This is a genomic window from Vibrio sp. SS-MA-C1-2 (genome assembly GCF_021513135.1).
Taxonomy (GTDB): domain Bacteria; phylum Pseudomonadota; class Gammaproteobacteria; order Enterobacterales; family Vibrionaceae.
The window spans coordinates 2,807,276-2,830,647 of record NZ_CP090981.1 but is presented as its reverse complement, the minus strand read 5'-3'; the positions used below and the strand labels follow the sequence as shown (position 1 = coordinate 2,830,647).

At 40.9% G+C, this 23,372-nt stretch carries 21 protein-coding genes and 1 riboswitch; of the genes, 10 read left to right on the top strand and 11 right to left on the bottom strand.

Features of this window, described 5'->3' with window-relative positions; all coding sequences use genetic code 11:
- Nucleotides 1-7: 7 nt before the first annotated feature.
- Genes rsxD through rsxA form a run of 4 tightly spaced genes read right to left on the bottom strand, consistent with a single transcriptional unit; the run spans nucleotide 8 to nucleotide 4,588 of the window.
- Nucleotides 8-1,054 carry an electron transport complex subunit RsxD gene (gene rsxD / locus L0B53_RS17130; protein ID WP_235060803.1) on the bottom strand — a complete coding sequence of 349 codons (1,047 nt, stop codon included), beginning with the start codon at nucleotides 1,052-1,054 and terminating at the stop codon, nucleotides 8-10.
- A 7-nt stretch (nucleotides 1,055-1,061) separates the two neighbouring features.
- Nucleotides 1,062-3,407 carry an electron transport complex subunit RsxC gene (gene rsxC, locus L0B53_RS17125; RefSeq protein WP_235060802.1) on the bottom strand — a complete coding sequence of 782 codons (2,346 nt, stop codon included), beginning with the start codon at nucleotides 3,405-3,407 and terminating at the stop codon, nucleotides 1,062-1,064.
- A 6-nt stretch (nucleotides 3,408-3,413) separates the two neighbouring features.
- A complete protein-coding gene (gene rsxB, locus L0B53_RS17120; RefSeq protein ID WP_235060801.1) occupies nucleotides 3,414-4,010 on the bottom strand; it encodes an electron transport complex subunit RsxB in 597 nt (198 codons plus the stop codon).
- Complete coding sequence (rsxA, locus tag L0B53_RS17115; protein WP_235060800.1) at nucleotides 4,007-4,588, bottom strand: electron transport complex subunit RsxA; 582 nt, start codon at nucleotides 4,586-4,588, stop codon at nucleotides 4,007-4,009. Before rsxA ends, rsxB begins: the two co-directional genes overlap by 4 nt.
- Before the next feature lie 593 nt (nucleotides 4,589-5,181).
- Between rsxA and uvrB the strand changes: the two genes are divergently transcribed.
- Nucleotides 5,182-7,197, top strand: coding sequence for an excinuclease ABC subunit UvrB (gene uvrB / locus L0B53_RS17110; protein ID WP_235060799.1), 2,016 nt, complete (start codon nucleotides 5,182-5,184; stop codon nucleotides 7,195-7,197).
- 150 nt (nucleotides 7,198-7,347) lie between these two features.
- Here uvrB and yvcK read toward each other — a convergent pair whose 3' ends face one another.
- On the bottom strand, nucleotides 7,348-8,259 hold the full coding sequence (yvcK, locus tag L0B53_RS17105; RefSeq protein WP_235060798.1) for a uridine diphosphate-N-acetylglucosamine-binding protein YvcK: 912 nt from the start codon (nucleotides 8,257-8,259) through the stop codon (nucleotides 7,348-7,350).
- Between the two features lie 298 nt (nucleotides 8,260-8,557).
- Nucleotides 8,558-8,737, top strand: a riboswitch (molybdenum cofactor riboswitch).
- On the opposite strand from yvcK, the gene moaA reads away from it, so the two are divergent.
- From moaA to oppF, 9 genes are all read left to right on the top strand, one after another.
- Entirely contained in the window at nucleotides 8,726-9,712 is a 987-nt protein-coding gene (gene moaA, locus L0B53_RS17100) for a GTP 3',8-cyclase MoaA (RefSeq protein ID WP_235060797.1), read from the top strand. Its footprint overlaps the riboswitch before it by 12 nt.
- A gap of 37 nt (nucleotides 9,713-9,749) precedes the next feature.
- Nucleotides 9,750-10,235, top strand: coding sequence for a cyclic pyranopterin monophosphate synthase MoaC (moaC, locus tag L0B53_RS17095; protein WP_235060796.1), 486 nt, complete (start codon nucleotides 9,750-9,752; stop codon nucleotides 10,233-10,235).
- Nucleotides 10,232-10,477 (top strand): molybdopterin synthase sulfur carrier subunit, encoded by a 246-nt coding sequence (moaD, locus tag L0B53_RS17090; RefSeq protein WP_235060795.1) that lies wholly within the window; start codon nucleotides 10,232-10,234, stop codon nucleotides 10,475-10,477. The genes moaC and moaD overlap by 4 nt, the downstream gene beginning before the upstream one ends.
- A 1-nt stretch (nucleotide 10,478) precedes the next feature.
- On the top strand, nucleotides 10,479-10,925 hold the full coding sequence (gene moaE, locus L0B53_RS17085; protein ID WP_235060794.1) for a molybdopterin synthase catalytic subunit MoaE: 447 nt from the start codon (nucleotides 10,479-10,481) through the stop codon (nucleotides 10,923-10,925).
- 534 nt (nucleotides 10,926-11,459) lie between these two features.
- A complete protein-coding gene (locus tag L0B53_RS17080; protein WP_235060793.1) occupies nucleotides 11,460-13,091 on the top strand; it encodes an ABC transporter substrate-binding protein in 1,632 nt (543 codons plus the stop codon).
- Between the two features lie 327 nt (nucleotides 13,092-13,418).
- A complete protein-coding gene (gene oppB / locus L0B53_RS17075; protein WP_235060792.1) occupies nucleotides 13,419-14,339 on the top strand; it encodes an oligopeptide ABC transporter permease OppB in 921 nt (306 codons plus the stop codon).
- A gap of 15 nt (nucleotides 14,340-14,354) precedes the next feature.
- Entirely contained in the window at nucleotides 14,355-15,263 is a 909-nt protein-coding gene (gene oppC, locus L0B53_RS17070) for an oligopeptide ABC transporter permease OppC (RefSeq protein WP_235060791.1), read from the top strand.
- Between the two features lie 12 nt (nucleotides 15,264-15,275).
- Complete coding sequence (locus tag L0B53_RS17065; protein ID WP_235060790.1) at nucleotides 15,276-16,241, top strand: ABC transporter ATP-binding protein; 966 nt, start codon at nucleotides 15,276-15,278, stop codon at nucleotides 16,239-16,241.
- On the top strand, nucleotides 16,241-17,230 hold the full coding sequence (oppF, locus tag L0B53_RS17060) for a murein tripeptide/oligopeptide ABC transporter ATP binding protein OppF (protein ID WP_311197305.1): 990 nt from the start codon (nucleotides 16,241-16,243) through the stop codon (nucleotides 17,228-17,230). The genes L0B53_RS17065 and oppF overlap by 1 nt, the downstream gene beginning before the upstream one ends.
- A gap of 383 nt (nucleotides 17,231-17,613) precedes the next feature.
- Here oppF and L0B53_RS17055 read toward each other — a convergent pair whose 3' ends face one another.
- From L0B53_RS17055 to L0B53_RS17030, 6 genes are all read right to left on the bottom strand, one after another.
- Nucleotides 17,614-17,985, bottom strand: coding sequence for a cytochrome c3 family protein (locus L0B53_RS17055; RefSeq protein ID WP_235060788.1), 372 nt, complete (start codon nucleotides 17,983-17,985; stop codon nucleotides 17,614-17,616).
- Between the two features lie 98 nt (nucleotides 17,986-18,083).
- Nucleotides 18,084-18,806 carry a cytochrome b/b6 domain-containing protein gene (locus L0B53_RS17050; protein WP_235060787.1) on the bottom strand — a complete coding sequence of 241 codons (723 nt, stop codon included), beginning with the start codon at nucleotides 18,804-18,806 and terminating at the stop codon, nucleotides 18,084-18,086.
- Nucleotides 18,796-19,692: a 4Fe-4S dicluster domain-containing protein gene (locus tag L0B53_RS17045; protein WP_235060786.1), complete on the bottom strand. Its 897-nt coding sequence runs from the start codon at nucleotides 19,690-19,692 to the stop codon at nucleotides 18,796-18,798. The genes L0B53_RS17050 and L0B53_RS17045 overlap by 11 nt, the downstream gene beginning before the upstream one ends.
- Entirely contained in the window at nucleotides 19,689-20,300 is a 612-nt protein-coding gene (locus L0B53_RS17040) for a cytochrome c3 family protein (RefSeq protein WP_235060785.1), read from the bottom strand. Before L0B53_RS17040 ends, L0B53_RS17045 begins: the two co-directional genes overlap by 4 nt.
- A 106-nt stretch (nucleotides 20,301-20,406) precedes the next feature.
- Nucleotides 20,407-22,335, bottom strand: coding sequence for an MtrB/PioB family decaheme-associated outer membrane protein (locus L0B53_RS17035; protein WP_235060784.1), 1,929 nt, complete (start codon nucleotides 22,333-22,335; stop codon nucleotides 20,407-20,409).
- A 15-nt stretch (nucleotides 22,336-22,350) separates the two neighbouring features.
- Complete coding sequence (locus L0B53_RS17030) at nucleotides 22,351-23,316, bottom strand: DmsE family decaheme c-type cytochrome (RefSeq protein ID WP_311197304.1); 966 nt, start codon at nucleotides 23,314-23,316, stop codon at nucleotides 22,351-22,353.
- Nucleotides 23,317-23,372 lie beyond the last annotated feature (56 nt).

Sequence of the window (23,372 nt, the reverse complement as noted above, 5' to 3'; positions counted from 1 at the left end):
GTTACTCCTAATAGCCGTACGTTCGTGGACGAGTGTAGTAATCAATCAGTGGCACGCAGATATTGCCAAGAATAACCGCAAAAGCCACACCATCAGGAAAACCACCAAAATTACGGATTAAATAAACCATGATACCGATAAATGCACCAAAAATTAGACGACCTTTAACCGTCGTCGCAGCTGAAACCGGATCGGTGGCGATAAAGAAAGCTCCTAACATCGTCGCACCTGAAAATAGGTGAATAATCGGGCTTACAGTTGTCTCAGGACTGATTAAGAAGCCAATCAATGAAATAACCGTTAACGAAGCTAGCATCGCAGCTGGAATGTGCCATTGAATAACACGAAGCTTAAGCATGATTAAGCCACCAATCAGAAAGGCGATATTTACCCATTGCCAACCAATCCCTGCAAAGCCGGAGAAGAGCGGTTCTTTTAAAGCATCAGCACTGCTATGCCCTGTTGTTAATGCGGTTCTAACGGAGTCTAGTGGTGTTGCCATGGTCGTACCATCAACCGTTTGACGCAACTGTAATGCACTAAAGCCATCAACTGAATGGCCAGTGAAAATCGTTGATAATGCACTGACTAATGAAAGATGCTCAGCTTGAAACTCAACCGGTGGCATCCATGATGTCATCTGTACAGGGAATGATATCAATAATACAACATAAGCGATCATTGCAGGGTTAAAGAGGTTTTGACCTAATCCGCCATATAACTGCTTAGCGATAATGATGGCAAAAACGGTTCCAATCACCACTAACCACCAAGGTGCTAGAGGGGGAATAGCAATTCCGATTAATAGACCTGTTAACGCGGCACTGGAGTCGGACAAATAAGGAATAATTGGGCGTTGGCGTAACCTCAAAACGACAGCTTCGGTAACGAGCGCAACCAGTATCGCTAAAGTGATTTGAATAATCGAACCCCAACCAAAAAAGTACCACAGGGTTATGATGCCTGGAATAGTGGCAGCCATAACAGTACGCATAATTGTTTTCGTACTTTTATGGTTATGGGCGTGAGGTGAACTTGCTATTTTAAATGCCACGGCTCAATTATTCCTTATTATCTGGTTGAGATAGTGATTGTTGATCGTTTTCTGTCGCCTGTTTAGCCGCCTGTTGCGCGGCTTTTCGAGCTTTAGCGCGAGCGATGGCCGCAGCAACAGCGGCTTTTTTCGGATCGGCATTAACGCCATCAACATTAGGCTCTTTATCAGTAGAGCTCTCTGCGACGGTCGCGTTATCAGTCACAGGAGTCTCTGCCGCTTGTTGTGCGGCTTTTCGAGCTTTAGCACGAGCAATGGCGGCAGCAACAGCGGCTTTTTTCGGATCGGCATTAACGCCATCAACATTAGGCTCTTTATCAGCAGAGCCCTCTGCGACGGTCGCGTTATCAGTCACAGGAGTCTCTGCCGCTTGTTGTGCGGCTTTTCGAGCTTTAGCACGAGCAATGGCGGCAGCAACAGCGGCTTTTTTCGGATCGGCATTAACGCCATCAACATTAGGCTCTTTATCAGCAGAGCTCTCTGCGACGGTCGCGTTATCAGTCACAGGAGTCTCTGCCGCTTGTTGTGCGGCTTTTCGAGCTTTAGCACGAGCAATGGCGGCAGCAACAGCATCTTTTTTAGGATCTGCTTTCACTGCATCATTCGTTACTTGCTGAGATTCTGTTGATTGAGTTTGTGATTTTTCAGCTTTACGGGCACGTGCGGCGGCTTTGCGCTCCTCACGTAATTTAATCATTTCACTGTTATCAGGTGTGACTTCTTGACCATTCACTGAACCGTTAGCTGAAGCTATAGCCGCTGCTTGTTTAGCTTTAGCGCGCGCAATGGCAGCAGCGACCGCAGGTTTTTGACCTGTTGGTGCTTGTTCTGATTTTGCTGCTTTCACACGGTTAATTGCATCAGAAATCGCTGCACTTTTCTCTGGTGCTTGATTTCTCGCTGGTTTTTTGAAGCGTGCGTTTCGTTCTTCTTTTTCTCGCTCTAATCGTGCATTTCGAGCTTCAAATCGTTGTTTCGCACGTTCTGCTTTTTGAGCTTCAAGCTTGATCTCTTTAATTTCAGCTTTCGCTTGACGATAATAGTGAACCAGTGGAATTTCACTTGGGCATACATAAGCACATGCACCACATTCAATGCAGTCTGATAGGTTGTATTGTTCACATTTATCGTAATCTTGATCTTTTGCATACCATTGCAGTTGCTGGGGCAGAAGAGAAACGGGACAAGCTTCCGCACAAGCGCTGCAACGAATACAAGCCATCTCATGTTTATGCACCGGAATCTCTTTACGATTTGGTGCTAATAAGCAGTTGGCCGTTTTAGTGACAGGAACGTGAAAGTGGGGTAGGGTAAAGCCCATCATTGGTCCGCCCATGATGATTCTTGGGGCTTTTTTATCGGCAACATAATCATGAGTTTGGATTAAATCGTCGATTAATGTCCCTATTCTTACCCAGCTATTACCTGGTTTCTTAAAGGTTCGTCCTGTTAATGTCACAACACGTTCAATTAAGGGTTCACCATCGAAAACCGCACGCTTTATCGCAAAAAGTGTGCCGACATTTTGTACTAACATACCGATATCCGCAGGTATCTTGCCTTTAGGTACTTCTTGTCCGGTTAAAATTTGAATTAGCTGTTTTTCACCACCCGATGGATATTTGGTTGGTATCACACGAATAACTAAGTTTTCATCATGCCCCATAGCGGCATGATTGAGAGCTTTGACCGCTTCAGGTTTGTTATCTTCAATTCCGATAATTACTAATTTAGGTGAAAGTAGAGAACGAAGAATATTAATCCCGGTCATAATTTCATCAGCATACTCACGCATTAAACGATCATCTGCGGTAATGTATGGTTCACACTCTGCTGCATTAATGATCAAAATATCTGTTTTCGCGATACTACCTTGTAACTTTCTGGCGGTAGGGAAGCCAGCCCCCCCTAAACCTGTAATGCCTGATGCTCTAATATGATTAATCAAAGTAACAGGATCTAATTCTTGATAGTTTTCTAACGGTTTTTTTTCATACCATAAATCTTCACCATCGGATTCAATGACAATACAGAGTTCTGATAAACCGGATGGATGAGCGACAGTTCTTGGTTCTATCGCTATCACAGTACCTGATGTGGAGGCATGAATAGGTACACACATACTAAGATCGGGTTGAGTTAAGGGTTGGCCTTTTAGCACCCTATCTCCAACTTTAACTAAGGTGTCTCCAATAATTCCGATATGCTGTTTGATTGGAATAATCAGTTGCTTTGGAATTTCAGCTCGAGAAATCGCTGTTTTATTTGATAGTTCTTTGACTTCAGGTGGATGAATTCCGCCCGGAAATGACCAGAGCTGACCTTGTTTAATTTTTGCTATTAATGACAACATAGTGAATTATTCAACCTTTTCATTCGTCGATGAAACAGCTGATGAATCACTTTCAATCATGACTGTTGGTATTTGATTTAACTGCCACTTCCATGACTCAGTGGTTATTTGTATTGGCATCATTTCTATACAATCTGTTGGGCAAGGTGCAACACAGAGTTCGCAACCTGTACACTCTTTGGTAATAACGGTATGTAAAGCTTTAGCCGCACCTGTAATCGCATCAACGGGACAGGCTTGAATACATTTGGTGCAACCAATACACTGATCCTCATGAATAAACGCCACTCGCTTAATGGCGTCTTCTTCACCATTGGCTGCAGGTTCTGCATCGACACCCATTAAGTCGGCAAGTTTCTCGATGGTGGCTTGTCCGCCGGGTGCACACTTATTGATTTGATCGCCATTGGCAATCGCTTCAGCGTAAGGTCGACACCCAGGATAGCCACACTGACCACATTGGGTTTGAGGGAGAATGGTATCAATCTGGTCGACAATGGGATCTGCTTCCACTTTAAAACGTATAGAAGCATAGCCTAAAATAATTCCGAAGATTGCGGCTAAAACAGCAATAGCAGCAACGGCAATAATAATGGTCATCATAGTTTAACTAAACCTGTAAAGCCCATAAATGCAAGGGACATCAGTCCGGCGGTGATCATAGCGATAGATGCACCTTTAAATGGAGAAGGGACATCTGCTGCTGCAATACGCTCTCTCATTGCAGCAAAGAGAATCAAGACTAATGAGAAGCCGACAGCGGCACCAAAACCGTAAATAACCGATTCTACAAAGCTGTGATTTTCATTTACATTAAGTAATGCCACACCTAATACCGCACAGTTGGTCGTAATTAAGGGAAGGAAAATACCCAATAGACGATAAAGTGCAGGGCTGGTTTTGTTTATCACCATCTCAGTAAACTGAACAACAACGGCGATCACTAAGATAAAGCTTAATGTACGCAGATACTCGATACCTAATGGTTCTAAAATGTAGTTTTCAACAAGGTATGCTGATACCGAGGCAAGCGTAAGCACAAATGTAGTGGCTAATCCCATACCGATAGCGGTTTCTAGTTTTTTGGATACCCCCATAAATGGGCATAAACCGAGAAACTTCACTAACACAAAGTTATTCACCAATACCGTACCGACAAGGAGTAATAGGTATTCTGTCATGAGCGTATAATACTTTTTTAAAGATAATAAGTGTTATTATCTGATCTTGTGGTCATTGAAACAACCATTGATCGAGTGGATTTAAAAAAAGTATAGATCAAGATAAGATCACATTTGTGATCTTGTTAAGTTATTTACGATCTGGCCAAAAGCCACTAGTTTTAAGGGGTTTTGCTAGTTATCCACTAAATCTGTGGATAACTATGTTGGTATGCGATAAGCAACCGTTTGCCCGATGGTTTTCCGCTTTAATTATCATACTTAATAGATTGGTTAACTCTTTATTTATCATGTCATTATGTTGAATTTTTCCAGTTGATAACTTAATTGTTAAAGATCGGAGATAAAAGATAATTTCGAATTATTAACAGAAATGATTCTTAATTAACTAAAAATGTGGACAAAAAAACATCAAAAAGTGATCTTATCTACTAAATCGTATGAAAAAGCACTGTAATTTTCATATCTTCTTTTATTCACCTCAGCTTTTGCTTCTTTTATTTTGAATTGTCTAGCAATGGGAGATCAACATTGACAGGATTTCTAGTTTGCGCACAATAGAAGCTTGTGAATCATGATTTGATGAGTAGAGAATGAAGCGGGAATTTCAAATATCAGCCAAGTACAAACCTGCGGGTGATCAGCCAACAGCTATAAGTAGCCTCAATGATGGGTTACTGAGTGGTTTAGCGCACCAGACATTATTAGGGGTAACTGGCTCAGGCAAAACCTTTACCGTGGCTAATGTGATTGCAGATAATAATCGACCTACTCTAATTTTGGCTCCTAATAAAACGCTAGCTGCCCAGCTTTATGGTGAGATGAAAGAGTTTTTCCCTAATAACGCTGTCGAATACTTTGTCTCTTACTTCGATTATTATCAGCCTGAAGCGTATATTCCGACTACCGACACCTTTATTGAAAAGGATTCAGCGGTAAACGCCCATATTGAACAGATGCGCCTTTCTGCCACTAAAGCATTAATGGAACGTCGAGATGTGGTGATTGTCTCTTCGGTCTCCGCTATTTATGGTCTTGGTGATCCGCAATCTTACTTAAAGATGATGCTACATGTTTCTCAAGGCGAAATTATTGATCAACGAGCGATTTTACAGCGACTCGCTGAGTTGCAATATAAGCGCAATGATGTTGCATTTGAGCGAGGTAATTTTCGAGTTCGAGGTGAGGTGATTGATGTCTTTCCTGCGGAATCTGCGGACAATGCAATACGAATTGAACTGTTTGATGATGAAGTTGAACGGATCTGTTATTTTGATCCGCTGACGGGGGCGATTATTCAAGAAGTAGCTCGCTGTACCATTTTCCCTAAAACGCACTATGTGACACCAAGAGAGAAAGTCCTTGATGCGATTGAAAATATTAAAGAAGAACTTAGCGAGTGGAGTGAGACGCTATCAAAAAACAATAAATTATTAGAAGAACAGAGGATCACTCAACGTACGAATTTTGATATCGAGATGATGAATGAGCTCGGCTTTTGCTCTGGTATAGAAAACTATTCGCGCTATTTAAGTGGACGCGCAGAGGGCGAGCCGCCACCAACGCTTCTCGATTATCTCCCTGATGATGGTCTGTTAATTATTGATGAGTCTCACGTTACCGTGCCGCAAATAGGCGCAATGTATAAAGGGGATCGTTCTCGCAAAGAGACGCTGGTGGAGTATGGATTTCGCTTGCCATCAGCATTAGATAATCGCCCATTGAAATTTGATGAATTTGAGTTAATTGCGCCACAAACGATTTATATTTCAGCAACACCAAGTCAATATGAATTAGATAAATCGGGTGATGACATTGCTGAGCAGGTTGTCCGTCCTACTGGTCTATTAGATCCAGAAATTGAAGTGCGTCCTGTGGCGACTCAGGTTGATGATTTACTATCAGAAATTAGAATAAGATCAGTGAAAGGTGAACGTGTTCTAGTGACGACATTAACTAAACGTATGGCTGAAGACCTCACTGAGTACTTAACTGAACACGATGTCAAAGTTCGTTACTTACACTCAGACGTCGGTACCGTTGAGCGAATTGAAATTATTCGAGATCTCCGTTTAGGGGAGTTTGATGTGCTAGTGGGTATTAACTTATTACGAGAAGGGTTAGACATTCCTGAGGTTTCGCTGGTGGCAATTCTAGATGCTGACAAAGAAGGGTTTTTACGTTCTGAGCGCTCACTGATCCAGACTATTGGACGAGCGGCACGTAATCTTGAAGGGCGAGCGATTCTGTATGCGGATTCGATTACAGGCTCAATGAGGCGTGCCATTGATGAAACTGATCGTCGTCGAGAAAAGCAGCAACAATTTAATCTTAAAAATGGCATAGAACCGACGGCGATTAATAAAGCGGTAGGGGATATTCTTCAATTAGGTGTTAGCAACAAAGCCAAAAGAACCCAGCCTGTATCTAAAGTCGCTGAACCAGAAGCAGAATATGATGCTCAATTATCTCCACAACAGATCGATAAGAAGATAGCTCTGTTAGAAAATGAGATGTATCAGCATGCTCAGAATTTGGAGTTTGAACAGGCGGCTGCGGTGCGAGACCATATTGCTCAGTTACGGGAACAGTTTATTGAAAATAGTTAATGACAGTGATTCACTATTTAAAAATAGTATTATTGTCAACGGATGTGAAAACTAAACGTTAAGTCACCATATAACAAAAAAGTGAGAATAGGTTTGGTCCTATTTCTCACTTTTTTACCATTTTAGTTTCAGGTTTTCTTTATATATTCATTATTCGATACAAGCTTCAATCGCGGCAGATAGTTTTTCTCTGTTATGACGCCACGCCTGATTTCGAGAAGCAAGTTCGACCACATTGACTTGGTAGCCACTCGCTTTTAATTCTGGTTGTTCCGTCGGTGAGATAATAATATCTATTTTTCGACTTTTTAATTTTCGTTCACACCATTCAATCATTTGCGACATAGAGAGTTGCCCAGCAGGTCCTTCTTCTTGGGCTAAGTTTGAGATAAAAACCAATTTAGCTGACGTTTTAGAGAGTGCGAATGCAATTTTTCTTAATAACAGTGGCGGTAAGATACTGGTGAAAAAGCTGCCAGGTCCTAAAATTACCAGATCAGCATGTTCAATCGCGGTAATTGCTTCGGTAATCGCAGGAACTTGAGGCTCTAAATAGAGTTGAGCAGGAATATCATCGAGCTCATCGACAGAGGTTTCACCACAGACGACTTTACCTGATGGTAGCATAGCAGCAAGATCTGAAGGATATTCAGACATTGGTAATATTTGTGCTTTAACATTAAGAATATTTCTGATTAAGTTAATTGCATCAAGAGGCCGAACACTCAGATTATCGAGAGCGGTTAGCATCAAATTACCTAAATTATGACCATCTAATTCGCCTTCACCTTTAAAACGGTATTCAAACATCATTGATGAGATCGAGGGTTCAGTAATTAACTGATTAATACAGTTACGGGTATCGCCCCAAGCAATACCGCCTTGGCAATCTCGTATCCTTCCGGTTGAACCGCCATTATCTGTTGTGGTGACAATCCCAGTAATATTCTCTTCGTAGTGGGAAAGTGAAGCGAGAACTCGACCTAGGCCATGGCCACCGCCAATGGCAACAATTTTCTTTGAAGGTAATGTTGAAGAAGATAGTGCTGGAGATACGGACATAATAAAAACCTGCTAATTATTTAGCACAGAAAATGTACCAACCATTAAGAAAATAGATTCATATGTTATCTGTTTTTAGTTGATACTAGCTTGTTAATGGAAATGAGATCAAAATCTCACTGATTTATGATCTAGAATAACATAGATAAAAACATTAAAGATTACTATTCTTGGCGTATTAGATTGAGTTATTAGTGACGTTATTCACAATCAATTGAACGGTGAGTTGCTGTTTTTAATGTGAAGACGTACTATTTAGTCTATATTTATAATTTGGTAATCGTCATACGAAAGTTTGTATGATGCCATACTCCGAGCGTTTATCACTAAGTTCTAACCTTCAATTTTTCTCAGCTTAATGCCGATAACCTTTTGAAGTGTCATGATAGGTGTTAATCGCCGTGACATTACTGTCACCGGGTCTGTTTAGAAATGAGTAGGCCTCCCGTATTTGGAAAGGTGTTCCATGGCGCAACAATTTGAAGATAATTTTAATCGTAAGTTTTATTACTTGCGACTCTCTGTTACCGATGTGTGTAACTTTAAATGTACCTACTGTTTACCAGATGGGTACCGACCTGAAGGTCAACGTCCTAAATTTCTCTCATTAGATGAAATTCGTCGCGTTGCCTCTGCATTTGCCCATTGTGGTACAGATAAGATCCGCATCACTGGCGGAGAACCGAGTCTACGTCGCGATTTTACCGAGATTATCGAAACTGTCGCTAATCAAGAAGGGATTAAAAAAGTTGCTACTACGACCAATGGTTACCGTATGGCGAAGCACATTCATGAGTGGAAAGACGCGGGTCTAACCAATGTTAACGTGAGTGTCGATAGCCTTGATCCTAAAATGTTCTATCAAATTACGGGTGAAAATATTTTCAATCAGGTAATGAGTGGTATTGATGCGGCATTTGATGCGGGCTATGAACAGGTTAAGGTTAATACAGTACTACTTAAAGATCTTAATTCGCAGGAACTCCCTCTATTTTTGAACTGGATTAAAACACGCCCAATTCAGCTTCGTTTTATTGAGTTAATGCAAACGGGTGAAATGAATGATCTGTTTAAGAATCACCATCAATCCGGTGTGGCAATTCGTAATCATTTAATTGCTAATGGTTGGTTATTGAAAACTAAAGCCAGTAATGATGGACCCGCTCAAGTCTTTTATCATCCAGACTATATGGGTGAGATCGGCTTAATTATGCCGTATGAAAAGAACTTCTGTCAGAGCTGTAATCGCCTTCGTATCTCAGCGAAAGGTAAGCTACATATGTGCTTATTTGGTGATCATGGCGTGGAATTACGTGACCTGCTAGAGCATGATAATCAGCGTGATGAGTTGATTGCCCGTATTAACCAACAATTGTTAAATAAAGAAGAGACTCACCACTTACACGATGGTGACTCAGGCATTACCCCTCATTTAGCATCAATTGGCGGCTAACAGTTAATAAATCGGTTTATTTAGGATTAATAGAATAATGAGCGAACAACAATTTACTCATATCAATGCTTCAGGTGAAGCGAACATGGTTGATGTTTCTGGTAAAACAGAAACCGTACGCGAAGCACGTGCAGAAGCTTACGTTTCAATGTCAGAAGAGACTCTCACTCTGATTACTTCAGGTAGCCACCATAAAGGTGATGTCTTTGCTACTGCTCGTATTGCTGGGATTCAAGCGGCAAAACGAACATGGGATTTGATTCCGTTATGCCATCCTTTATTACTTTCTAAAGTGGAAGTGAAATTAGAAGCGCTTCCTGAACAGAATAAAGTGCGTATTGAATCACTCTGTAAATTAGCGGGTAAAACGGGTGTTGAGATGGAAGCATTAACAGCCGCTTCTGTTGCGGCGTTGACGATTTATGATATGTGTAAAGCCGTGCAAAAAGATATGGTGATTGAGCAAGTGAGATTGCTTGAAAAGTTAGGTGGTAAGTCAGGTCATTTTAAGGTTGAGTCATGATTAAAGTTCTATTTTTTGCTCAAGTAAAAGAGATGGTAGGCTGCGATAGTCTTGAAGTGGATGCAACTTACAACACCGCCAATGAATTACGTGAAGCGTTAGCCGCTCGTGGTGATAAATGGCAGTTAGCATTAGAGAGCGGGAAATTACTGGTTGCTATCAATCAGACGATTAGCCCATTAGAGGCTGAAATTAAGTCTGGTGATGAAGTGGCTTTCTTTCCGCCTGTCACTGGAGGCTAAAATGATTTCAGTTCAAGAACACGATTTTTTTATTGCTGATGAATATCAACGTCTGGCAGACAGCAACAGTGTTGGTGCTGTGGTTACCTTTGTCGGCAAAGTCCGAGATTTTAATCAAGGTGACGACGTTAAAGGGATGCGTTTAGAGCATTATCCGGGAATGACGGAAAAAGCTTTAGAAGAGATTGTAATCGAAGCTGAGAAACGTTGGCCATTGCTTGAAACACGTGTTATCCATCGAGTCGGTGATCTCGATTTAGGCGATCAAATTGTTTTTGTGGGTATATCAAGCGCTCATCGAGATGCGGCTTTTGCTGCTTGTGAGTTTATTATGGATTACCTTAAAACTCGCGCGCCATTTTGGAAAAAAGAACGCATCTCTGAAGGCAGTCGCTGGGTTGAAGCGAAAGATAGTGATGACCAAGCTGCCGAGCGTTGGAAAAAATAGAAATAGTCATTTATTCTTCAAGATAAATAGTGAATCGTTATGCATATATATGGATAATTATTATTGATATTAAAGCCTCATTATGAGGCTTTTTTTATGTCTGAAAATAATTCTGAATATGAATAACTAAATACTTTGTAAATATTTAACGCTTGATCTTAACAATAATCTCACAAGTAAGGTGATCTGGCAGCATTAAAGACTATTTATTGAGCAATAAATAGTGCTAAACATCACAAAAATAGTATTGATTAGACGAATTTGTGGTTTTTTTGGAGAATTAAATATGAAATTTAGCGTTTAAATCTCAATGATATTAATAAATTAGCGATATATTGTGTTTTGTTGTTTTTATCTAGCGAATTACTCTGTTATTTTCAATTCGTTAGGTTTTTTATTTCTTTTTGTTGTGATTATGTAGCAACTTAAGCCATTAACTGGTAATGTTTCAGCACTATCATCGATTCGATAACAGAATAAAAATTTAAATCGGTGATGCAGGAAGCAATAAATTTAGAGATAGGAGCAAACACAATGAAAAAAAATAAGATTACTCAGACGCTACTTTTAGCGGCTGGACTTACCGTTTCAGCAATCAGCGCAAACGCAATTGCTGCCACTATTCCAGAAGGCACCAAATTAGCCGCAGACCAAGAACTTGTTCGTGGTAACGGTACTGAAGTTGCTTCACTTGACCCGCATAAAACAGAAGGTGTGCCAGAGTCAAACGTTATTCGTGACTTAATGGAAGGTCTTGCAACTCAAGATGCTGACGGTAATGTTGTTCCTGGTGTTGCGGCATCTTGGGAAACGGAAGATAACAAGCATTTTGTATTCCACCTACGTAAAGATGCGAAATGGTCTAATGGTGATCCTGTTACCGCTCACGATTTTGTTTACAGTTTTCAGCGTGCAGTTGATCCAAATACCGCATCTCCATACTCTTGGTATCTAGAAATGACCACCATGGTTGGTGCAACAGATATCATTGCGGGTAAAGCAGATAAGAACACGCTAGGTGTTAAAGCGACAGATGATTACACCCTAGAAATTCAATTAGAAAAAGCGATCCCTTACTTTGTTTCTATGACAGCGCACACAACAATGATGCCAGTTCATAAAGGAACAGTAGAGAAGTTTGGCGATAAGTGGACGTCTCCTGAGCACTATGTGGGTAATGGCGCATTCAAAATGGACAAGTGGGTCGTGAATGAGCGTATCGTCATGATGCCAAACGAAAACTACTGGGATGCTGAAAATACAGTTATCACTAAGTTAACGTACTTACCGATTGAAAACCAAGTTGCAGAGATGAACCGTTTCTTAGCGGGCGAAATCGATATTACTTATGAAATTCCAAATGAGCATATCAAACGTCTAAGAAAAGATGAGGCTGACAAGTTAAAAATCACGCCTTACCTATGTTCATACTATTACGGTTTCAACTTACAGAAGAAACCATTTGATGATGTTCGTGTTCGCCAAGCATTATCTTATGCTATCGACCGTGAAATCTTAACTAAGTTCGTTATCGGTAAAGGTGACCTTCCAGCTTATAACTTTGCTCACCAGAAGGTAGCGGGTTTAGAAGTACACCCAGCACCATACTCAGAGATGACTCAGAAAGAGCGTACTGCGGAAGCGAAACGTCTACTTGCTGAAGCTGGTTTTGGTGAAGATAACCCATTAGAGTTCACACTGCTTTATAACACCAGTGAGAATCACAAGAAGATTGCTGTTGCTATCGCATCTATGTATAAAAAAGGTGTGAACGTTAAAGTTAACCTAGAAAACCAAGAGTGGAAAACTTTCCTAGAAACTCGTCGTTCAGGTGATTTTGATGTGACGCGTGCTGGCTGGTGTGGTGATTACAACGAAGCATCGACTTTCTTATCATTAATGCAGAGCAACAACAGTAATAACGATGGTAAGTATGTGAGCGAAGCTTATGATTCAATCATGAGCCGTGCGCAAGATTCGACCAGTGAAGCTGAGCGTAGTGCGCTTTATGCAGAAGCTGAAACAGTACTTGCTGCTGATATGCCAATCGCACCAATCTACCACTATGTGCAAGCACGTTTAGTTAACCCTGAATTAGGTGGCTACCCGTATAACAACGCACAAGATAACATCTATTCTAAAGATCTTTATTTCGTTGCTAAATAAATAGGTAACTTACGTTAACCTAACTTATTTTATGAGGTTAGGTTAACGAATATAAATAAACCTATACCTAAAATAATTGGAGTTGCTAGTAGGCGGCAAATGAGTGAGGCCCCATGAGTATAGGAGTACTATATGATTGGGGCGAACGAGTGCAGCCAACAACCTAGCGACTTCAAGTATGAAGAGTATATATACGAAGTTATATATGAAAATATATACAAATTAAAAGATCACTAAAAAATACGAATAAAGGTAACGAGCTCATTGCCCATTGCAGTGACTCGATTACCTATCTAATGTCACAGACTACCGAAATGGAAATCAACTATGTTTAAATTTTTAGCCAGACGGATATTGGAGGCAATACCGACTTTATTGGTTTTAATCACAATTTCATTTTTCTTGATGAGATTTGCGCCGGGCAACCCATTCTCTTCAGAGCGCCCTTTACCTCCGGCAGTAATGGAAAATATTAATGCTAAATACGGCCTAGATAAGCCAGTATCAGAGCAATATCTAACTTATATTGGTAATTTATTACAAGGTGATTTAGGGCCTTCTTTTAAATATAAAGACTTTACCGTCAATGAGCTAGTTTCTGCGGCTCTTCCTGTTTCAGCAAAAATTGGTTTCACTGCCTTCTTCTTTACCGTCATCATGGGGGTAACCGTCGGAACCATTGCCGCATTGAGGCAAAATACTTGGATAGACTATACGGTGATGTCCACCGCGATGGCTGGGGTTGTTATGCCGTCGTTTGTTCTTGCCCCGACACTGATCTATATCTTCTCAATTAAGTTAGGGTGGTTGCCTGCGGGTGGCTGGAATGATGGTAGCTTAAAATATATGCTACTTCCTATGATCGGGATGTCTCTGCTTTACGTTGCAACGTTTGCTCGTATTACCCGTGGTAGCATGATTGAAACCTTGAACAGTAACTTTATCCGAACTGCTCGTGCGAAAGGTTTGAGTTATCGTTATATCGTTTTAAAGCATGCACTTAAACCAGCACTGCTTCCTGTTGTCTCTTATATGGGGCCTGCATTTGTTGGTATCATTACCGGTTCTGTCGTTATCGAAACAATTTTTGGCTTACCGGGTATTGGTAAACTGTTCGTTAACGCAGCATTTAACCGTGACTACTCACTGGTATTAGGTATTACGATTCTTATCGGTACATTGACTATTATCTTTAATGCGATTGTCGATATTTTATTAGCGTATATCGATCCGAAGATCCGTTACTAATTCAGGAGTACAAACATGTTAACGAATAAAGAAAATGTTGATGCTCTAGAAAACTTTTCTGGGCAGTTAGAGATTGAAGGCCGTAGTTTATGGCAGGATGCTCGTAGCCGTTTTAGTAAAAACCGTGCGGCGATGACCAGCCTATTTATATTATCAATTATTATTTTGGCCGTTATTTTTGGCCCAATGGTGTCACAATTTGCTTATGATGATACCGATTGGTATGCCATGCATGCCGCACCTGCAATTGAAAGTGGGCACTATTTCGGTACGGATTCATTAGGTCGAGATCTATTTGTCCGTACTCTTATTGGTGGTCGTATCTCATTAATGGTTGGTATCATGGGCGCACTAGTTGCGGTTGTGATTGGTACTTTATATGGTGCAACGTCTGGTTTTATTGGTGGTCGTACTGACCGCGTGATGATGCGTTTCCTTGAGATTTTATACTCCATTCCATTTATGTTCTTTGTTATCGTATTGGTGACGATCTTTGGTCGTAATATCATGCTGATTTTCGTTGCGATTGGTGCAATATCTTGGCTTGATATGGCGCGTATTGTTCGCGGACAAACCTTGAGCTTGCGTAGCAAAGAGTTTATCGAAGCCGCATATGTGTGTGGTGTGAGCCGTAAGAATATTATTGTTCGTCATATCGTTCCAAACGTATTGGGTATTGTTGCGGTTTACTCAACGCTACTTATCCCAAGCATGATTTTAACTGAATCATTTTTAAGCTTCTTAGGTCTTGGTGTTCAAGAGCCGATGACAAGTTGGGGCGCACTGTTACAAGAGGGTGCAAACACAATGGAAGTTGCAATTTGGCAGCTACTATTCCCAGCTCTGTTTATGGTGGTAACACTGTTCTGCTTTAACTATGTGGGTGACGGATTACGTGACGCCCTAGATCCTAAAGACCGATAAGGAAGAATAAAAATGAGTCTATTAGAAGTAAAAGATCTGCGTGTCGAATTTAAAGTTGCTGATGGTACGGTTACTGCAGTTAATGATTTGAACTTTGCCTTAAATCAAGGTGAAACATTAGGTATCGTGGGCGAATCAGGTTCAGGTAAGAGCCAAACGGTTTTCTCCATCATGGGGCTTTTAGCGAAAAACGGCATTATCAAAGGTAGTGCTAAGTTTGAAGGTAAAGAGATATTAAATCTGCCTGAAAAAGAGCTAAACAGTGTTCGTGCTGAACAGATAGCGATGATTTTCCAAGATCCGATGACCTCATTAAACCCTTATATGAAGATCAGTGATCAGCTTTGCGAAGTCCTGATGTTACATAAAGGGATGAGTAAATCAGAAGCGTTAGAAGAGTCTATCCGTATGTTAGATGCGGTGAAGATCCCTGAAGCGCGCAGTCGTATCAATATGTATCCTCATGAGTTTTCTGGTGGTATGCGTCAACGAGTAATGATTGCAATGGCGCTACTTTGTCGTCCAAAACTACTGATTGCTGATGAACCAACAACGGCATTGGATGTAACGATTCAAGCTCAGATTATGGAACTTCTCAATGATCTGAAAAAAGATTTTAATACTGCGATTATCATGATTACCCATGACTTGGGTGTGGTAGCAGGTAGTTGTGACAAAGTCTTGGTGATGTATGCGGGGCGTACCATGGAGTACGGTACAGTTGAAGAAATTTTCTATCAGCCAAGTCATCCGTATACAGAAGGTCTATTGAAATCGATCCCTCGTCTTGATACTGAAGGTGAAGTGTTACCAACGATAGCTGGTAATCCACCGAATATGCTTCGTCTGCCTCCAGGCTGTCCGTTCCAAGAGCGTTGTCAGCGTGCAATGCCAGAGTGTAAGTTAGCGCCACCTAAGCTAGAAGAGTTCTCGAAAGGTCGTTTACGTGCATGTTTTTCAGATCAGGGGACGTGGTAATGGAACAGAAAAAATTATTATTAGATATTGAACAGTTAAAAGTCCACTTTAGTATTCCAAGTAAGTCTGCATGGCCTTGGAGTAAGCCAACAATGCTTAAAGCGGTTGATGGGGTTGATATCAAGCTTTATGAAGGCGAAACACTGGGTGTGGTGGGTGAGTCAGGTTGTGGTAAATCTACTTTTGCCCGTGCGGTCATTGGTTTAGTTGAAGCAACTGCTGGCAGCATTGCATGGTTAGGCCAAGACTTGACCAAACTAGATCCAAACAGTTTACGTGAGAAGCGTAAAGAGATTCAGATGATTTTCCAAGATCCTTTAGCCTCTCTAAACCCACGTATGACGGTGGGGGACATTATTGCTGAGCCTCTTAAGACTTTTTATCCTGAATTATCAAAAGATACGGTAAAAGAGCGTGTGCAAAAGATGATGGCACGAGTAGGTCTATTGCCTAACGTGATCAACCGTTATCCTCATGAATTCTCAGGTGGTCAGTGTCAGCGTATTGGGATTGCTCGTGCACTTATCCTTGAGCCTAAATTGGTTATCTGTGATGAGCCAGTATCAGCGCTTGATGTATCGATTCAGGCGCAGGTGGTTAACTTGTTGCAAGAGCTGCAAGAAGAGATGGGGTTAAGCTTAATCTTTATCGCCCATGATCTCTCTGTTGTTAAACATATTTCTGATCGTGTACTAGTGATGTATTTAGGCAATGCGGTAGAACTCGGTGAGAAAGATGCACTGTTTGCTAAGCCAAGCCACCCGTATACTAAAGCCTTGATGTCAGCGGTGCCGATTCCTGATCCAAAACTGGAAAGAAATAAGCACATTGAACTATTGGAAGGTGATTTGCCGTCACCGATGAACCCACCATCAGGTTGTGTATTTAGAACACGCTGTCCTGTGGCGACGGAACACTGTTCAGTTGATAAACCGCAACTGAAAGGTCAAATAGAACATGCGGTCTCATGTTTGAATGTGACCGTTTAATTCTTATTTTTAACCTTTGTGTTTGATTACTTATTATTTAAAGTAATTGTTTGAAAACTTAAATAGCTTTAGCCTGTGACATGGCTTTTTGGCGCAATAGTTTAGGCTGTTGCGCCCTTTTTGTTTTTGGGATTCAGACATAAAAAATCCCCAACGACTTTATTGTTTCATATGAGTCGTTGAGGATCTGTTTTACTTAGCTTTTATACTAGGCTAACGTAGGTGTATACCCAAATAAAAAGGGGATATCCTCTTCTTACTTGAAGTTGCTAGGTTGTTGGCGTCGCTCATTCGCCCCAATCATATAGCACACCTATACTCATGGGGTCTTATTCACTTTGCCGCCTACTAGCAACTCCAATTGCTTTGGGTATAAACAGGTTTTAGTCGTAAAAACCTTTTAATTGCTCATCTGTCTCTTCATGACAATCTAAACAGCTCTCTTTCACATCAAACTCTTCGTGAGGAAGATGACAGCTTGCACACTGCATCTCTTCTTCTTCTCTGTGTACTAAGTTATGTTGTGGACCATCTAGTTCTTCAACATCACCGTGACAATCGATGCAGCTTTCAGTTTCAAAGACTAAATCTTCAGAAACATCTTCACCTTCATGACACTGACCGCCACAAGTTGCATCTTCGGCTAAGTGAGAGTTAGCTAGGTTATTACCCTCTGGATCGGGTAAATCTGCCGCTAACGCAAAAGATGAAGAGGTGAATAGTACTGCAGCTAAAAGTAGTTTAAATAATTTCATGATGTTTTCCTTTCTATTTATTATCATGTAATTGGTTTTAACTCATTTAAGTTAAAACCAAAGTAGTGCAAAGTTAATGCTGTTTTTTAATGTTTTTTCTATTTCTTCTTTTTGTTCTCTTTTTTATTTGAAATGATTTTCTTATACCAAAGAGGATGGTGGTGCTTAATTTGCTCTAGCGTTAAGGTGCCATCGCCGAACATGGCTTTTAAACCATCTCGATTCATCGGGAAGGTTGAAAAGTAGATGTGGACGATCAGCATAATCGCTAAAGCAACAAAACAGATAGCATGTAAACTGCGGCAAATCTCTTGTAATTCAATGGAAATCATCCCACGAAACATTAAGCCAAAGCCCGATAGTGTAATACCGATCATTGAGCCGATGATTGCCCAAGCCATTAGCTTTTGAGCAACGTTATATTTACCCATTTGGCTATGCTTAAAGGTGCTGTAGGTATAGAAAACCTGTTTGAATCCATCAATTAATGCACTAATGGTCCACTTATCTTCTGGCCAGATTTGCCACTTTTTAATGTCTTTTAACATTGTAAAAATAAATGGAATCGAAGAGAGCACAAAAAAGAATGCCGTTAATCGATGGATCATTCTTGCGGTGTTTAAGCCGTCAGCAAGAACGACACTATTTCCACCAGAGAAGAAATCAAACGGTATGGCAAAGATGTAACCTATCCAGCTAAAACTCTCAGAAAAGACCGGTAGTCCAGTGATGATAAAAAAGAACATAAAATGAATAATATGTTTATGATACCAACGCTGCATCCCATTAAAGGCTTGGATTTTAGTGTCACTATTTGTCATTTTTTTCCGCCTCTTCTGATTTGGTTACTTGCTGTTTTCGTTGTGAGAAGTAATAGAGTCCATGCATCGCTAATGTTCCAGCTGTAATCGCAGCACCAATACCGACCGCATCTCGAGCAAAAGAGCGCAATTGCATCGTAAATTCTACTGGGTTAGCAGGTAACAGGCGTTTCTCAACATAGTTGGTTGGAATAAGCGTGATAAGGTTTAAATGACCGACATAGCTATTTAGTGCTGTACCGCCATAAAGCGTCATATCAGTATTGGATCCTACTTGATTGTTAGTTTGGCTATTCGCTTGGTAACTCGCTTGTAATGTTTTGGCTTTTTCGATGATCTCTGAACGAGAACCTGAGTGAAGCGCGCCTGTTGGGCATGCAGAGACACAAGCTTGTTTTTCACCATTTTCTACGAAATTTGCACAGCCGGTACACTTATCAACGGTATTGCTCTGTTTATCGTATTTCGGCATATCGAATGGACAGACATCAATACAAGTTTGGCAGCCGATACAAGCTTCTTGATTGATCACAATCTGTCCACCTTCTCGACGCTCAATGGCATTACTTGGGCAGTTTTTCAAACAAGGGGCATTTTGACAGTGGTTACAAGACTGTCGAAAGAAGGTGTATTCTGTATCCAGCCCTTCTCCACGTGCAACTTTGACAATATTAAGACGGTTCGCTTTCTCGCCTAAATTATGTGTTTCACGGCATGCTTCGACACAAGCTTCACATCCGATACATTGAGTTTCATCATAGAGAATAGTTTCATTTTCTGAGTCGATAGTGACCGTTTCGATGATCGCTTCAGCTTTAATTGAGGTTGTGGCAAGTAGAGTACTTGAACCAAGACCTAATAATAGATTTCTACGTGTTGTGTTCATTGTGCCACCTCGATCTCTTCCTTTTTATGGCAGTCTGCGCATATTTCTGTTCTTGCTTTCTTGGTAATGCCACTCATTGGATCAAGATCAACATGGATGGTATGACAGTCAATACACTGGGTATCTTTTTCATGCATCGCATGGGTCCAATCAGCTTGTTGTAGCTCTTCTGCACCATGACAATCAATACAGCTGTTGTTTTGCTCAATAATGGTAAAATGAGACTCCTCAGAATAACCCATTACGGTTTTATCTCTTTTTCTGGGATGCTTCCCTTTACTGTTATGACAAGCGGTGCAGTTATCTAAAAATGCTTCACTTTGATGCGCACCAACGGTTTTAATTGGATCGGCGGATTTCTTTTTCTTCTTATGGCAACGAATACAGCGTTTGTTTTCTTTAACGATACTTTTTAGATCATTATCATCGTTGAGTTGGAGCTCAAAGCTCGCTTCAGTGACGACACTTATTTCTGCGTTCGACGCCATTTTTGTGTTGCTTGTTGCTTCCTCTGCATGAAGGAGAGGAGGCGAGATGACAGAGAGGAAACCCAACAGTAAAATGAAAGGTAACCTCATCACTTTTTTTATTATTGTTATATTATTCATTCAAAGACTTCTTTATTTTCAAATTAAAGCACTTAAATTTTATCTGTTTACTATTCAAGCGCTTGTGTTTGTGCTTTTAAAATTTATGTATTTATAACTTATGCATTTATAATTTATAGCTCAGACCTAACAACACAAAATGAGCATCATAATCGTGATCCAAATTCTCGATTTCGATTAATCCCGGCGCATCAGAGTGACTATCGTTGCTGTCATCGTAATTTTCGTATTGATAATCAAATCGCATTGTCAGCTTTGCAGTGAACTGATATTCGCCATAAAGCGTTAAGTTATGACTATAAGCATCGTAATGGTCGTAATCATCGTAAGCAGAGAGTGCAAAGTCGGTTTTACTCGATGAGTGAGCATAAGAGTAATCCGCACCAATCGTCAGTTTCTTATTGAGTAATTCACTTTGCTTTACTCCAACGGTGGCAAAGATAAAGTCATCTTTAATATCGGTGTCAATATCTTGTGAAGCGGGAGAAGTACTCTCTTCTGCTTTGATCCATTGCTGACCGACCATCGAATAAACCGTTAAAGTCTCTTTGGGTAGCCAGTTGATGGTTAAGTCATAACGGTAATCGGTATTGTGCTGTAGACCGTATTTCACATTGTCGTAATTATCGCGGTTATATTTACCAGATAGATCGGTAGTCACGGTGTCAGTCAGTTGATAACCAAGATCAAGGGCAGCGAAGTAACGCTCTCTATCAGCAAGGTAATACTGTTCAATATTGTCACCACCAGAGTGGTAGTCAGAGCCACCACGGTATTGGTAACCGACTTTAGGGGTGATTTTTAGATCATCAATGGCAGTAATTCGCAGTGAAACCTCTCCGCTGTTCTCTTCTGTTACATCTCGGTCTTGGTCATCTCTATCGGTGTGTTGATAGCGATACTGACCCTTTAAGCGATAGTCAGAGTTAAAACGATAGTAGGCGTCAATCTCTGCGGTTGAGCGACGTTGGTTATAACGTTGATAGCTCGCATCAGGATCAACACCTTTTACGGTGGAGTCATTGTCACGATCATTAAAGTTATATTTGCCGGTTACTCTTAATTTATTGGTTAATCTCGTACTTAGACGAACCGCTAAATCCGTGGTATTGACTTCACCATCAAAGCTTTGCGCATTGGCATTAGAGAGAAGATCTTGATCTTGAATTAAACGACCAAAACTGGCTTTTGCTGAAACCACCGTCGCATCCCAGCGATAGTTACCATTAACCACGACATGAGAGGCGTGGTTGTCAGGCGCGGTCGATTTGCTATTACCGCCACCGTTTAAGTAAAGTGCTTGAGGGAGATTTTGCTCAAACTCTGAATAGATATAACTGGCGCCTAGATGCCAGTTTTTCTCTGAATAAGCAATTCCTGTTTCGACTGAGCTGGTGGTTGAATCGACAGGAGTAATGACATTGACAGTATCTGAAACTCCTCCCCAATAAGAGCTGGTTTGAGTCCCGTTCTTCTGCTCTTGTTTGAGGTTTACAAAGGTATCAAAGATCGAGACTTTACTTTCAATATTAAAAAAAACTTTTTCACGGGTTAATTTAATATCTTGGCTCTGATTGTCCCCACGATTGGCAAACGTATCATCTTCTAAGCTATAACTGCTCTCAGCATTATCGTTGCTCCATGTTGAGAGCTTTTTATATCCAGCAGTAACAGCGATACCGTGATCTTCAGTGATTTTTGCTGTAACTGCACCATTGCCTGAACCCAGACTATCCATCTCAAGTTTGGCGTAATGCCCCGATTTTTGACGGTAGAGTAGGTCGCCATCTACTGCATAAACACCACCGTCGGTATTACCATTGAATTGGTTCGCCGCGTAATCATCAGTGGTGCTCACTAATCCACCGCTAACACCGACTTCACCTTGTAGCCCTGTTTCAACTTTACAGCGTTTACATTTCCATTTATCGGTGTTGACCTTTGATAAATTCGCGTCGGCTAAGTTGTAATTTGCCATCGTCACGGATGAGAAACTGAGCATAGCAAATGTGATTAAATTTAGTTGTAATCTCATTAATCCCTCCTTGGATTATCGATTGAATGCAGGTTCACCAGGAACATTCAAATGGTTTGAACCGTGAATTTCGCTATGACAATTAAGGCAACTTTCACCTGATAAGAAGACATTTGGCGTACCGTTAACTGGCTGGTGTTGTTTATGACACTCTTGACATAGTTGTGGCGGTTTACGGATCAGTAAATCTTCATTGACACTACCGTGAGGGGCATGACAATTGGCACAGTTATCAACCACAGGAGCATGTTCTGAAAGGAATGGGCCACGTTTCTCAGCATGACAATCGACACAGGTTTCATTAATCGTAAATGCTTTAAGAGAAGCTTCACTCATTGAGTCATGTGGGTTGTGACAATCGGTACAGGTCATATCGCCAAACGCTAATGGATGAGAAGAGCGTTTATGCATATCGGCTTTCTCTTCACTATGACAACTCGTACAGGTTTCAACCTCTAGCTTTTTATCTAAGATAGGGTCATGGCTGGCATGAACAACATGACAATCCGCACAAGCAACCTCTTCTAGGTTATGGGTAGATGCGTGCCAAGCCATTCGCTCTTCGTCCTGATGACATGAGAGACAAACACTGTTCTGTTTTTCTGTTGAAAGTGGTGATTTAGGGTTAAAGGTGATCATCGGCTCTTTACCGCGTCGCTTATGATTCCCCATTGGGCCGTGACATGATTCACATTGTAATCCTGCCATTGGGCTTTCAGCATTTTCAGTTTGACCATGGGGAGCCTTAAATATCGCCATGACTTTTTTATTCTTACGGTGACAAGCTAAGCAGTTGTCAGCGCCTTTTTTTGAATAACTACCTTTGGCAAATTTTTCATCCAATATGGTTTCAAATTCATGTTGAGGCATATCAGCCCAAACACTGTCTTGCGCTTTTATTTCCGTTGCAAAACTATTTAATGAGAGCAACAACATAAAGCAAGTTAAAAAAGAAGAGAGAAGAAAACGAAATTTACTCATTACGTTGCTTTCCTTTATACGAGCAAAAGGAGGGTTTCCCCTCCTTTGATTAGGCT